This is a genomic window from Paenibacillus sp. S28, from assembly GCF_016624415.1.
GTDB classification, from domain to species: Bacteria; Bacillota; Bacilli; order Paenibacillales; family Paenibacillaceae; genus Paenibacillus_AQ; species Paenibacillus_AQ favisporus.
In genome coordinates this window covers 1-13,287 of sequence record NZ_JACVTM010000008.1, presented here as the reverse complement: position 1 = coordinate 13,287, position 13,287 = coordinate 1, and the positions used below count along the sequence as shown (strand labels likewise).

The window sequence follows — 13,287 nt, the reverse complement described above, 5'->3', positions numbered from 1 at the left end:
TTCCCAGTTCAAGTGGGAAACGGAATGGCGGCCGACCCATCCGTTATCGATAAGTTAAGGCGTGGCAGCCGCCCAGCGGCAGGAGCCCGTCTGTTACTCCACCCGGACAGCCTGAATATAGACGGATTCTCCGGAAAAGCTGGAAAGCCTGCCGTTTTCATCAGAAAATATCGAGAAAAACCTGCGCATGCCTTCTGCAGACTGCAGCATCTTGTTCTCCAAAGCATCTCTTTCCGCTTGCGGAAGCCCTGCCCGCTCGCACCAATCCTGAAACCGGAACGGTTTCGGGAAGCAGACGGCCATCTCGATGCGGAAGCCGGTGCTTTCGAGCAAATGAATCCACTCCGATTTCTTCCATGCCCGGACATGGCTCGGGTCCCGTAACTTTTCGATATCATTATAAAATTGATCCAAAGGGTCCTGCTCGGGAGCTACGTTGTCTATGAAGAGCAGTTTCCCTCCAAGTTTGGCAACCCGCAGAGCCTCAGCGGCAAAAGCCGGAACATCTGTGAAATGATGCGCGGCGATTCGGCAGGTCACCAGATCGAAGGATTCATCTTCAAAAGGCAGCTGCTCTGCGTCTCCCGTTATGTAACTTACATTCGTGTGTCCGTTGCCGCCGATAAAGCGTTCTGCTGCCGCCAGCATTTCACGGGTCAAATCGCAAGCCGTTACATGCCGAACTAGCGGGGCAAGCGCATTGGCTACATGCCCTCCCCCTGTTGCGATATCAAGCACATTCATATTTGCGTTTGCTTTGGCACAGGACACGAGCCAGGCCAGATCCTCGCCATTGGCATGGATTGCGCTCGTCACGTACTTATCCGCATTCCGGGAAAACTGCTGCTTTACCTGGTTCTTCATCGACTCATCCATCATATTCCTCCCTTATTCCATCCTCATCATCCAAATCATTTTTATACAATAGCCACTAATATGTTTCACAAGATGAAACTAGATTTCATTTGTTGATACACGATTAAATTTAACACAGTACTTCCGCATTGTAAATGAACCAAGAGTCGTGTTTGAGCAGCGGTCACAAATGCCAGCCTTACCTCGTTATATGTGTAAACCCACGAAAGAAGGTTGATCCCATATGATCGCAGCGGTGAATAAAAAAGAAGAAATTTTAAATGCTTTTCAATTCAGACATGCTTGCCATGTATTTGATAGCAGCCAAAAAATCCCGGATGAAGACTTCCACTTTATTTTGGAGGCAGGAAGATTGTCTCCGAGTTCGGTTGGCCTTGAGCCTTGGAAGTTCGTCGTGATTCAGGATGCGGCGCTCCGCGAAAAGTTAAAACCTGTCACGGGCGGAGCCCTAGGACAACTGCCTACGGCGAGCCATTTTGTTGTGATTTTGGCCAGACAAGGCTTAAGGCATGATTCGGCTCATGTCATGAAAATGCTGAAAGACATCCAGCATATGCCTGAAGAAGTAGTGCAGCGGGTTTCCGGGTTCTATAAAACCTTCATCGAAACGGAGCTCGAAAATAATGACCGTCTCCTGTTTGAATGGGCATGCAAACAAACGTATATCGCACTGGCCAACATGATGACAGCCGCGGCTCAAATCGGCATTGATTCCAGTCCCATCGAAGGATTTGATAAAAAGCAGGTGACCTCTATTTTACAAAACGAAGGTATTATCGGTGACGGCGATTTCGGCGTGTCCTGTATGGTTGCTTTCGGATACCGGCAAGAGGACCCCAAACGTCCAAAAGCAAGGCAGCGCCTCGATGAGATCGTCGAGTGGCGGTAAAGGTTGTGTAAAAGCCCTGATTCCTTTAAGGTGAAAATAGAAAATCAGCTGCGGAAGGAGCAAGTCGGATGCAGGATCTTTACAAGCAGTACAAGAAGCTGTTATTCAAGCTTGCTTATCAATTGACAGGTTCGGTTTCCGATGCGGAAGACGCCGTGCAGGATGTTTTTGTGAAGGTACATGATATCCCACGGGAACGTTTAACACAGCCCAAGGCTTTTTTGTGCAAAATGGTCACGAACCACTGTAAAGATATGATGAAATCGGCACGAAAACAAAGGGAAGAATATTACGGGGAATGGCTTCCCGAGCCCTTTCTCATGTTAAACGACGATTCAACGGAAGCATTGGAAAGGGATGATCTCCTCTCTTATGGAATGCTTGTTCTGCTGGAAAATCTGACGACCTCCGAGCGTGCCGTGTTCATCCTGCGCGAAGCGCTGGGCTTCAATTACAACGAGATCGCCGAGCTTATGGAAAAAAGCGAAGTGAGCTGCCGGAAACTGTTCAGCCGTGCGAGCGCAAAGATGGGACGGGTAACCGACGAGCCCGTTCAGATCCACCCTGAGAGCCAGCAATGGGTTCATGGATTTATGGGAGCCCTCAAGAAAGGGAACATGGATCAGCTTTTATCGCTGCTGGACCAAGATGTCGTGCTGGTTGCCGACGGTGGCGGCAAAGTGGTTGCAACGGTCCATCCGGTTGTCTCCCGTGAACGGGTCGGGCGTTACCTTCTCGGCGGCATGCGCAAAGCAGCCATGTTTGGAGAAGGAACGACTGTCGATATGGGGCAAGTCAATGGAGAAGCTGCCATACTGCTGCGTTCGGAAGACAGCGCGGTCAATGGAGTGCTGCTCTTTCACTTCGAAGATGGGAAGATCCACAACATCTATATTGTTCGAAACCCCGACAAGCTGGGGCATATCTTCTAGCGTACGAACTGGAGCACCGGTCATCCAAAAAAAAGTCATAGCCACAATCTGTGGTTATGACTTTTTCATTTGAGTGAGAACGGGGGGGTTACTGTCCCTGCTGCCGCACAAATGTAATATAATCCACGTTGACCGGCTCCATGCCGGCTGTGCGAAGCTTCATGTTGATTTGCCCCCTGTGATACTGGCCATGCAGCGCAAGATGAGTCAAAATGTCTTGAACGGATGTCCGATACGATCTCCCGTACTGGTTGCTGTAAGTAATCACATCGTCCAGACGTTCGTCGGTTAGCTCGGCGAGATATGCGCTGAAGGCTTCCCGCATCTCTTGCGCAAGACGTTTACACTCATCCAGACTGTCGTTTGGCCAAAGCGGCAGGTGGTTGCTGTCCTGTCCCTGCAGCCGGGTGAACCACACCTGCTCCGCACGCAGAGTATGACTTAGCAGCCGGAGCGCTTCGGCTTCGGATTCCCCCTCCCCGCCAGCTTCCAGCGCATCCAGTATGCGCTTGTCGGCCCAATAGAGCTGTTCGTACATGCTGCGAATCGTTTTCATTTCCTTAAACGCCCCCTCACACCATAATTTTCCTTATCAAAATTCAGGTTATCTGAGGAGTTCGCCAGCCTGGACCCATTTCCTTCTATGCTCAGTTCGGATGACATAGCGATGATTATCTCATAAAACGCGGTTTATTCATTCGGGCCAATGAACTCAGAATCGCATAAATGAGTCTTTAAATCCCCTCCCTCCAGTGTTATGAAAATATTGCGAACGCATCAAAAAATGTTGCTTGCCTTGCCTATATGGCCCCATTTACCATCAAACATGCGGAAGGGTGTCTCCATGACTTACACCTGTCAGATCGAATCGCAGTGAGGGGGTGACGGAAAGTTTGATTCGAAGAAAATGCTGACCAAAATTTGAAAGCGGTTTCTTAACCCGAGAAAAGGAGCTGAACTTAATGAGTTGGTATAAGAGATGGGCTGCGGTTGCAATGGCTGCAGTCATGATGGTGTCGCTGGTTCCCGCGGCCCAAGCGAGCGAGCTGGTTCCGACGATACAGGCAAAAGGGATTTCCCCGGCGGAAGATCCAGCGTCACCACTAGATGAGGTGCAGCCGGAGCTCCGTAATCTTGCCCTTGGACTCCCTTATGAATGGTCTGAAGCCCCGGATCCGTCGCATCCTGATGCCGGGAATAAGCTTACAGATGGGAAATATGGACAATTGGATATGAAGGACCCGGCCTGGGTAGGACATGTTCGGGGCAAAGCGCGTGAAGTCGTGTTTGATTTGGGTGAGGAAAAGTCGATCGGAAAAATAACCGCCCATTTTTTTCAGGATTACCCTGCCAACTCCATCCTCGTACCTTTGACAGTATCGATGTATGTCTCGGACGATAAGGAGAATTGGGGCCTTCTCTCCCATAACGCCACCCAACTGCTCTGGGGAGAAGGACCGCCAAGGCAGGAAACGTTTGCGTGGGATGGCAGCCGGGACGGAATCCAAGGCGGAAGCGCGGACGGCAAGCTGGCTTATGCCCGCTATGTAAAAGTCATTTTCACGATGCATCCTACCCTATGGGAATACATTGACGAAATTGAAATTATGGGCATGGACGGAAAGATTGACGGAGCGGTAAAGGTTCCCGCTGAGCAGCCTCATTTTTTGGAGCCGGGCGACGCTACGGGCGGGATCCGGAATCTGAATCTGCTGTATAACGGACAGTATGCGGATGGTTTGGGGGACTGGACCAAGGAACGGATCATCCCGAACATCAGTTACGTGGATCAGAACGGGGAACCTGCCGACTGGCTTTTTGACGGTGTATTATATCTCGGGCTTGCTTCCCCTGCCGGCCGGGATTTCGGTCTTGGGCAAACAAATCTGGGGGACTGGACCTGGTATTTGGACAAAACCTTTGCGGCTGCGGGAGATATGCAGCAGTTGAATGAGGCGACCAAGGAAGTCGGGTCCAAGCTGAACCAACCTGATTATAAAGAGAAGGTTGTGCTCATGATTCCGAATCCAGGGGAATCTTTAAACGATTTTGGCGATGTGGACGGATCAGGGGAATCGTTAAGCTTTAATGCCTCTGTCGTCGGACAAGAGAAAGCCCTCGAAAACAGAAAAAAAGCGGTTCAGTGGTGGCTGGATCAGGTACGGCAAAGATGGCAGGCCGCGAATTATTCCAACCTGGAGCTCGTCGGCATGTACTGGCTGGAAGAACAAATCAGCACAAGCGAAACGGGACCCGGCTTGATTAAAGCCGTGAGCGGCAAGGTCCATGACATGAATCTGAAATTTTTCTGGATCCCCCACTCTTTGGCTTATAAAAGTTATGTGTGGAAAGACGTAGGATTTGATGCCGCGGCGCTTCAACCGAACTATTTCTTTGGCGGTATGGATCAAGACCGGTTGGAAGATGCCGCAGATACTGCAAAGCGGTACGGAATGTCGAATGAAGTCGAATTTGATGACCGGATGCTGCAGGATGGCGTATTCCGTGAGCGTTATATCGATTACTTGAACAGCGGCGCCGCAACCGGCTTGATGCAAAAGGGATTCAGAGCTTATTACCAGGGAAATAATGCGGTTTATAATTTGGCGGTGAGCAAAGATCCCGGCCTGCGTCTCATGTATGACTGGCTGTATCAATACTTGAACGGAACATACGACATTCAAAACAGTACACCACCTGAAGCAGACGTATTTATCAACGGACAAATGTTACAAGGCGATGTGGTCGTACCGGATACCGAAACAGTAGCATTCACATGGGAAGTCCGTGACGGTGACGACAGCGGTTTGACGAGGGTTACGGCCACTTTCGACGGCAAACCCTACGCCCCTGGAACGCCGATTGATCTGAAGGGAATGCCAGGTAAGCATCAACTGGCCATTACCGTGGCGGCTGCCAAATCCAAAACGACGGCTTACACGATCCGGGCGGCATCTTCCGCTGACACGATGAAAGCTCATGTGAATCTCTTCGCCGAGCAAAAGCAGTTCACGACGCCCGGGGCTCCCCGCTCGTTGAACGCACAGCTGGACCAGATGAAGCGTTTTGAAGGAAAGAATGCGGCGCAGTTTGACAAATTCCTCAAAGGTTTCAATGCAAAGCTGAATCAACTGTATGCGGATCGTATCGTTTCGGATACGGCTTATGCTTCGCTGAAAGAAGAGGTGTATGATCTTGCCGGTAACCTGGCGGAAAATAAAACCGCAACCGCCTCTTCCGTCGAAGGCTCCGTTTCGACCTTGGCGCCGAAATATGCCGTCGATGGGTTTTCTTCGACAAGATGGGCTAGCAGCTACGTGAATGACAGCTGGTTCCAGGTCGATCTAGGCGAAACCAAAGCATTCGATACGGTCCGCATCGAGTGGGAATTCGCCCGCGCCAAAACTTACAAAATCCTTGTCTCTGACGACCAGCAGAACTGGAGCAGCGTGATCCAGGACAATGATGGCATCATTGCGGCCCATGATGGCAAAGAAACGGTCCATTTCGCTCCCGTTACAGCCAGATACGTTAAATTTCAGGGGATTGAAAGAGCCACCGATTATGGATATTCCTTTTATGAGTTTGGGATCTATAATCTCTCGCAGTCAAGGGAGTAAGAACTTTGGTATAAGATAACTCTCCTCTTGTCATCCATATAGTCCTTGTTAGAAGAAGACTGCCGTTTAACCGGTAGTCTTCTTTCTTGCTTGCTTTCCATCGGTATAATCCCACCTTTTTCCATATATCTGGACTTGGCTTTCAAGCGAAGATTCAAATCATTTCATTTACATATGAACAAATGATCATGTATTATATAATAAAAATTAATTTTCATGGGGGAGTTTCTATGCTGGATGTCTTGATTATTGGTACCGGACAGGCTGGTCTTGCAGCTGCCTACTTCTTAAAGCAAAAAGAAATACCATTTATGTTAATCGATAAAGCCAAAGCTTTAGGCGATTCCTGGCGCAACAGATACGACTCCTTACAATTATTCACACCCAGGAATTACAGCCGTTTACCTGGTCTTGATCTGCCTGGAGATCCAAAGGGCCTTCCTACAAAAGATGAGGTTGCCGCATACTTATCGGAATACGCTTTAACCTTTGATTTTCCGATTCAATTGGATACGGAAGTCAAGTCGTTAACCTCCATCCCAAGGGGATTTGAGGTGGAGACAATCCGAGGAACGATTCAATCCAAAAATGTAATCGTGGCTACAGGGCCTTTTCATAAACCGTATGTTCCAGCCATCAGCCAATCCATTTCCAATGATACGACTCAGCTTCATTCTTCCGCATACCGGAATCCCGGCCAGCTTAAACCAGGAAGCGTGTTGGTCGTGGGAGCAGGAAATTCAGGTGCACAAATTGCAGTAGAACTGTCTAATAACTTTGATGTCTATTTATCCGCATCAAACCAGCTCCATTTTAAACCTCTGTACATATTGGGAAAGAGTATTTTTTGGTATTACGACAAATTGGGTTTTTTACAGGCAGGAAATCACACCAAACGCGGGGAGTGGTTACGCCAACAACCTGAACAAATCTATGGATTCCAATTAAAACAACGATTACAAGAAGGGAAAATCAAGTTATTCCCGAGGGCAGTCAGCGCGGAGTCACGTACTGTATTTTTTGCGGACGACCAACATGTTGAGGCTGACAATATCATTTGGGCAACCGGGTTCCGGCCGGATTTCTCCTGGATCAAAATCAATCATCTGTTTAATGAACATCAAGAAATTACCCAGTTCAAAGGTATTTCTAATATTCCTGGCCTATATTTTATCGGTCTACCGTGGCTGTCCTGCAGAGGGTCTGCTCTTTTGGGGTGGGTACAGCAGGATGCCAGACGTATCGCCGAATACATAAATAATGATTTAAAGTCAATTTAACTCTTCTCGCCGGGACTTATCTAGGTTTAGCACTTCTTTTTTTCGCTCGCAAACAAAAGTCTGAAACCAGCTTCCCTTGTACCGGCCACCCTTGACGTGTCATCCTTGCCTAGAAGTATGCGTAATTATTTCTCAGGAAACTATTTATGATATACTAAAAAAAATGAGTCGAGGAGCCAGCATGAACCATGGACACTGCAGATAAAAGCAAAGCCGCAATTCATGAATTTTTTATTCAGTTTCTTCAGCAAAAAGAAGAATACGAATCCCGAATATCCGCAACCTATCTTGAAGATATCCGGAAGCACATCGGTGCCGAATTCAGTTTGAACATGACAGAACTGCACACCATTGCGTGCATCGGGGAGCAGGAGCCGATCAATGTCACTTCCATCGCGGAAAAGATGAATTTGAGCAAAGGGAACACCTCCAAGATCGCGAACAAATTACTTAAAGCCGGTTGGGTGCGGAAAGCCCAGCTCAATGATAACAAAAAGGAAGTGTACTTTCGGTTAACTCCTGCCGGCAAAAAGCTGTTTGCTGCGCATGATGAGCTCCATATGATGGAAAGGCAAAGAATGTACGAGTTTTTGGGAAGGTACAGCGATGCCGAGCTTGATTTGATCAAGCGCCTGTTTGCAGACATGGTTGACTTCTATCGCTGACACGTACCACCGGCCAAAGAAACCAAAACCAAAATCAAAAGCAACCGGTAGCCGCCGGCTGCTTTTTTGTTACTCGATGAAGTGAGCACAGCGCCGAGAGCGCTACATTGATCAAACGATTCATCTCACACGCTACATTTTCAAAGCCCCTTGCGTCATGCCCTGAATGTAATATTTCATGCCGAAAGAGAAAATCAAAATTAACGGGATCGAGGAAATGGCGTATGCCGAAAACTGCGTTCCCATATCGGTGATGCCGAACTGCTTTGTAAAGACGGTAAGGCCAACAGCAACCACCTGAAGACTGCTGTCCCTGATCGTAAGCAGCGGCCAAATGTAATCATTGTACACGCCAACAGCCTGCATAATGAACAAGGTGGCCAGGATCGGCAGCGACAGCGGGATGACGATTTGAAAAAATACACGAATCTCCGATGCTCCATCCATCCGGGCCGCTTCAAACAGCTCGCTGGGGATGCCGGACATAAAACTCCTGCACAAAAAGGTTCCGAAGATTTGCCCGCCGGCTGCACCGGCAATAATGATCACCCAAGGTGTATTCGTTAGTCCCAGGTTATTATACAGGACGTACGAAGGAATCAGCGTTAACACACCCGGAATCATCATCATTGCCAGCATCATCATAAACAGCAGTTCTTTACCGGGAAAGCTTTTTTTGGCGAATATATATCCTGAAATGGAAGAGAGCAGAATGACACTAGCACTGGCTCCGACCGCATACAAGATGGAATTCACCATATATCGCCAAATACTGGTGAACGCAGCGCCGTAATTATTCCATTTGGCCGGAGAAGGCAGTCCCCAGAAATTGCCGAGAATTTGCGCATTGCTTTTTAAGGAGCTGACGATCATGAACAGAATCGGCACCAGCATCAGGATGACCAGCACGCACAGCAGCACGATGATGGTGATCTGAGGGAAACTGAGAACCTTAATGAGCCAACCTTCGTTTTTTCTGAGCTTTTTCACGGGGCCAACGCTTTCTGCCGCTGTATCCGTTTGGGTATACATCGATGCCTCTCCTCCTTCCTTAATCTTCTGTTTTAATAAGCTTCATGTTCACAACCGTAATCGCAAGGATCGCCAGGAACATGCTTACACCGAGCGCCGAGGCATACCCGAGATCGTTAAACTTGGTGGCGGCATAATACATCTGCAGTGCGGGTACATAAGTCGAGTCCATGGGACCGCCGCCCGTAACGATCATGATGCCGTTAAAATCCTGAATAATGCCAATGAGGGTTAAAATGATCAGAAACTTGAATTGACCGCCCAGCAGCGGCAAATGAATGGAACGGATAATCCGCCAAAGATTGGCCCCATCCATTTTTGCGGACTCGATCAGCTCGTTCGGAATGGACAGCAGACCTGCGTAAAACACCAGCAGCTGCAGGATGCCGATAAACGGAAACCCGATAAAAATAATAGCCCACAAGGCGGTATTAGGGTCACCAAGCCAACCATGCGCCCAGGAACCAAGCCCGATCAGTTCTAAGACGTTATTGATCAGACCCACGTTCGGATCATACAGGTTTTGCCAAATCAACAATAGGGCCACACCCGGAATAACCATCGATGCGGTAAATGCCGTCCGAAAGCCGTATTGCAGACGTTTACTGCGTAGATGGAATATGAGTTCAGCGGTAATGAGTGCAGGGATAATCGCTTTGATCAAACCGGTGATGATCAGAATGAGCAGGTTGCCCATCCCCTTAATGACATAAGGATCATGAATCATTCGTTCAAAATTGGCCAAGCCGACAAAGGTGGTCCTGCCCCCTGGCTGCCAGTCATATAAGGAATGGAATAAGCCCGAAAAAGCCGGGTAATAGAGAAAGACGAACACCAGGATAAAGGTCGGTGCCAAGCCCAGGTAAATATATTTGCTTTTCCATATCTGGCGGAAAATAACCAGCCGGTTGCGCTTCTTCAGGTAATGCAAGTACAGCAGAATAAGGACGACCGCCAAGACACCGGCTGCAGCCCATAACATAGCGTTTAGGCGTGCCTTGCTTGCCGCTTGATCGATGACACTGCCTACATCGTACTTAAAAATCCTTCCGTCATTGGTGCCCGAATACAGCGTCTTGCCCTCCCGGTCAAATTGAACGCCCCGGCCTTCCCCAGTGATCTTTGACTCCCACAGCTGCTTTCCGTGCCCGTCGAAAATATAGTAGTTACCGGATAAATCCGAGACGCCGATCCGTTCCCCATCGCTTGAGAAGGAGACATCGGTCACGATGTCCCTCGTGTTAATTGAGCTGTTAACGCTCCCGTTCTGATCAAACAATTCCACCTTATTGGAAGCCGTACCCACAGCAGCCAGGCCATTCTCCGAAACGGCCACCGCCTGGATTTGATTATCTGCGCTGAATTTATACAGCAGGCTGCCATCCTTGTCCAGGAGATAGGCGAATTGGTCGCTTGTTGCGGCAACGATCCACTGTCCGCTGCCCGATACGCTCACTTCCTTCAACAGGGAACCGATGGGAATGCTGCCTGTCTGTTCTCCGCTATTTTGATCCACAATGACCAGATCTTTGCTGCGCTGGGTAACGAGAACGATGGTGGACCCGTCCTGCGATGCGGCCAAGCTTTTGACCTGCCGCTTCAGATCCGAATCCCACAGCTGACCTCCTGTCTCGTCATACGCATACAGATGCCTGTCATCCGATGAAACCAGAAAGGTGCCGTTACTCAGAAGTGCTACCCCTGTAACGACATTTCCGGCCTCAACCTCAAAGATGGGATTGCCTTCGGAATCGTAAAGAAATGCCTTCGCATTATGACCCCCAACGGCCACACGGCTCCCATCCGCTGATACGGAGAGGGAGGTGATATTCCCCGCTCCTTCAATGGACCAATGGTCTTTGGCAAGTGCTGCGCCCGGGACAAGCCCTAGAAGCAGGACCAGTGCAAGAAATATCCATGGGGCTTTCCTCATGATGAACCTCCCTTTTTATCCGTCATCCTTACGAATTGCCTGTTTTCCTCGGGTCATCATACGTGGTCTGCACATGCAAATGCATGTGCAGACCTGTGTGAAAAAGTGATTAACGCTGCGGCGGACGCCGCTCGGGGTGATCCAAGTCGGAGAGTTCTTTCTTGGCTTCTTTCATAGCAGGTTCCATATATTTATCGATATTCGCCTGCAGCTGCTCCAAATATTGATCCGTTGTCAGCTTACCGCTGAAGTACCGCTGTACGAGCCCTACCCAATCCTGCACGGACGGCTGGTAATCCCACATTCCGCGAGCCAGATTGTTCGCGGCGCTGGTATAGCCTTCGGTATTTCCAATCGGCTTGAAGTCGGCGAATGCCTCCGCCATCTCATCCGGGAGCGTAATGCCTTTAATGGCCGGTGCACCTGAGAGGGAAGCGTCGTCACTCTTCTGGATCGCATCCAAATATACGGCGTAGCCTTCCGGACTCGTCAGGTACATCATGAAATCCACGTTCAGTTCATTTTGCTTCGCGTCTTTATTGACGAAACCGTAGAATCCGATCGGAATCTGGATCGTACGGGCCGGTGCCATCACCTCAGGTCCTTCCATGGAAGGCATGTTGAAGAATCCGTATTCGAAAGGCTTCACGCCTCCTGTGGCACCCGTTTTTTCCTCATCCGCGAAATCTTTAGGGAGCTGCCAGTAGGAGGCCGGCGTACCTAACATCGTCGCCGCTTTTCCCGTCAGGAACAGATTGTAAGCCTGGTCCTCTTTCACTCCGAAAAATCCGTCCGGCACATAATCGAACAGTTTTTTCAGATTTTCCGAGTAAGCCTTCCACTGGGGATTGCCGGCAATTTTGAAGGGACCTTCTTTGTCTTTAACAGCTTTCCACAGCCGCATTTCGTTTTTGGTCACCTTACTGTTGGAATCGTTATACGGATCTGTCAGATCGTATTTCCATTGTTCGTCGAGCTCAGGGACGTAAGTATAGTCCTGCTCTTGGGACCTGATGATGTTAATGTAATCGCGCATGTACTGATCGGCATAGATCCGCACCAGCCATCCCGCCTGGCCGCTCCACATCGACTTGGAGTCTCCGCCGAGCGCCAGCGGTGTATATCCGGCCTTTTTTATTTTATTGAAAGCATCGATCATCTCGTTAAACGTTTTGGGAGCTTCGGTAATGCCGACTTTCTGGAAAATCTCCTTGTTGTACACCCATACGATCTGTACGGATTCAAAGTTCAGGTTGTACAAATGGTCTTCGGCTCCAATACCTTCGAGGTTAATGCCCATCGCTTTCAGATCCAGGGTGTCCTGCCAAGGCTGGTTCGTATAAGGATTGACCTTATCGAAATAAGGGTAAAAGTCCATAAATTTTTTACTGTTAACTAGGCCACCGACTTCGTTATTCGTAACCAGGTCAACATCCGGCACACCTGCTGCAAATTGAGCCGTCAGCCATTCCTTGTAGCCTTCCGCCGGCTTGTTGTCGACTTTGACCTTCACTCCCGGATTTTTCTTCATATACGCTTCGGCTACCGCATTCCATACTGACGCCGATGCATTCGGCAAGGAAATGTTAATATTTCCTGTCAGCTGCGACGCGGCCGGATCCTTCCCGGCATCTTCCTTACCCTGATCCTCACCCGTTGGATTGGATTCTGCGGTGCCTGAATTGTCTGGTGGTGTGGGAGCTGCTTTGGTGCATGCTGACAATAAAGCCAAAAGCATCACAATACTCAAGAGAACGATGAATCCCTTCCTTTTGTTCACATTGATCTCCCCTATTTTCGAATGGTCATGAATGATATGAAGCGCTTTCAATTGCAATAAACTTGAACGAATACGCTTCAGCTCTAAGTATACGTTTTAAATTTTGTATACTTTAATAAACAAAGTATACTGTAGGAGTTTGCCTATTGCAATAGTTTTTATGAGGAAAGCCGAAGTTTTGCTGGCGGGATAAGGATGATACATTACCGGGGAACATGTTCTTCTATCTTAAGAAAAACGTCATCGACGTACCTTCAAAGAAGACAGACCGCGTTTAAAG

10 protein-coding genes are annotated in these 13,287 nt (G+C 48.9%); 5 read left to right on the top strand and 5 right to left on the bottom strand.

What is annotated here, in order from left to right:
• Nucleotides 1-93: 93 nt before the first annotated feature.
• Nucleotides 94-876, bottom strand: coding sequence for a class I SAM-dependent methyltransferase (locus IAE55_RS19445; RefSeq protein ID WP_200633622.1), 783 nt, complete (start codon nucleotides 874-876; stop codon nucleotides 94-96).
• A gap of 223 nt (nucleotides 877-1,099) precedes the next feature.
• Between IAE55_RS19445 and IAE55_RS19440 the strand changes: the two genes are divergently transcribed.
• Together IAE55_RS19440 and sigJ are read left to right on the top strand one after the other, a co-directional pair.
• On the top strand, nucleotides 1,100-1,765 hold the full coding sequence (locus tag IAE55_RS19440) for an NAD(P)H-dependent oxidoreductase (RefSeq protein ID WP_234489703.1): 666 nt from the start codon (nucleotides 1,100-1,102) through the stop codon (nucleotides 1,763-1,765).
• 68 nt (nucleotides 1,766-1,833) lie between these two features.
• Nucleotides 1,834-2,697, top strand: coding sequence for an RNA polymerase sigma factor SigJ (sigJ, locus tag IAE55_RS19435; RefSeq protein ID WP_200633621.1), 864 nt, complete (start codon nucleotides 1,834-1,836; stop codon nucleotides 2,695-2,697).
• A gap of 88 nt (nucleotides 2,698-2,785) precedes the next feature.
• Here sigJ and IAE55_RS19430 read toward each other — a convergent pair whose 3' ends face one another.
• Complete coding sequence (locus IAE55_RS19430; RefSeq protein WP_145156510.1) at nucleotides 2,786-3,253, bottom strand: DinB family protein; 468 nt, start codon at nucleotides 3,251-3,253, stop codon at nucleotides 2,786-2,788.
• A 406-nt stretch (nucleotides 3,254-3,659) separates the two neighbouring features.
• Between IAE55_RS19430 and IAE55_RS19425 the strand changes: the two genes are divergently transcribed.
• From IAE55_RS19425 to IAE55_RS19415, 3 genes are all read left to right on the top strand, one after another.
• Nucleotides 3,660-6,317 carry a DUF4855 domain-containing protein gene (locus tag IAE55_RS19425; protein WP_145156509.1) on the top strand — a complete coding sequence of 886 codons (2,658 nt, stop codon included), beginning with the start codon at nucleotides 3,660-3,662 and terminating at the stop codon, nucleotides 6,315-6,317.
• A 230-nt stretch (nucleotides 6,318-6,547) separates the two neighbouring features.
• Nucleotides 6,548-7,597: a flavin-containing monooxygenase gene (locus IAE55_RS19420; RefSeq protein WP_200633620.1), complete on the top strand. Its 1,050-nt coding sequence runs from the start codon at nucleotides 6,548-6,550 to the stop codon at nucleotides 7,595-7,597.
• A 188-nt stretch (nucleotides 7,598-7,785) separates the two neighbouring features.
• On the top strand, nucleotides 7,786-8,262 hold the full coding sequence (locus IAE55_RS19415; protein ID WP_200633619.1) for a MarR family transcriptional regulator: 477 nt from the start codon (nucleotides 7,786-7,788) through the stop codon (nucleotides 8,260-8,262).
• A 132-nt stretch (nucleotides 8,263-8,394) separates the two neighbouring features.
• Here the strand turns inward: IAE55_RS19415 and IAE55_RS19410 are convergent, their stop codons facing one another.
• From IAE55_RS19410 to IAE55_RS19400, 3 genes are all read right to left on the bottom strand, one after another.
• The gene (locus tag IAE55_RS19410; RefSeq protein WP_200633618.1) at nucleotides 8,395-9,294 is read right to left on the bottom strand and encodes a carbohydrate ABC transporter permease; all 900 of its coding nucleotides are present in this window, start codon (nucleotides 9,292-9,294) and stop codon (nucleotides 8,395-8,397) included.
• Between the two features lie 19 nt (nucleotides 9,295-9,313).
• A complete protein-coding gene (locus IAE55_RS19405; protein ID WP_200633617.1) occupies nucleotides 9,314-11,227 on the bottom strand; it encodes a DUF5711 family protein in 1,914 nt (637 codons plus the stop codon).
• 109 nt (nucleotides 11,228-11,336) lie between these two features.
• A complete protein-coding gene (locus IAE55_RS19400) occupies nucleotides 11,337-13,007 on the bottom strand; it encodes an ABC transporter substrate-binding protein (RefSeq protein WP_325168667.1) in 1,671 nt (556 codons plus the stop codon).
• Between the last annotated feature and the right edge of the window lie 280 nt (nucleotides 13,008-13,287).

Excerpts from the sequence above, each read along its gene's own strand:
- IAE55_RS19445 (WP_200633622.1), bottom strand. The coding sequence starts at position 876 with ATGGATGAGTCGATGAAGAACCAGGTAAAGCAGCAGTTTTCCCGGAAT.
- IAE55_RS19440 (WP_234489703.1), top strand. The coding sequence starts at position 1,100 with ATGATCGCAGCGGTGAATAAAAAAGAAGAAATTTTAAATGCTTTTCAA.
- sigJ (WP_200633621.1), top strand. The coding sequence starts at position 1,834 with ATGCAGGATCTTTACAAGCAGTACAAGAAGCTGTTATTCAAGCTTGCT.
- IAE55_RS19430 (WP_145156510.1), bottom strand. The coding sequence starts at position 3,253 with ATGAAAACGATTCGCAGCATGTACGAACAGCTCTATTGGGCCGACAAG.
- IAE55_RS19425 (WP_145156509.1), top strand. The coding sequence starts at position 3,660 with ATGAGTTGGTATAAGAGATGGGCTGCGGTTGCAATGGCTGCAGTCATG.
- IAE55_RS19420 (WP_200633620.1), top strand. The coding sequence starts at position 6,548 with ATGCTGGATGTCTTGATTATTGGTACCGGACAGGCTGGTCTTGCAGCT.
- IAE55_RS19415 (WP_200633619.1), top strand. The coding sequence starts at position 7,786 with ATGGACACTGCAGATAAAAGCAAAGCCGCAATTCATGAATTTTTTATT.
- IAE55_RS19410 (WP_200633618.1), bottom strand. The coding sequence starts at position 9,294 with ATGTATACCCAAACGGATACAGCGGCAGAAAGCGTTGGCCCCGTGAAA.
- IAE55_RS19405 (WP_200633617.1), bottom strand. The coding sequence starts at position 11,227 with ATGAGGAAAGCCCCATGGATATTTCTTGCACTGGTCCTGCTTCTAGGG.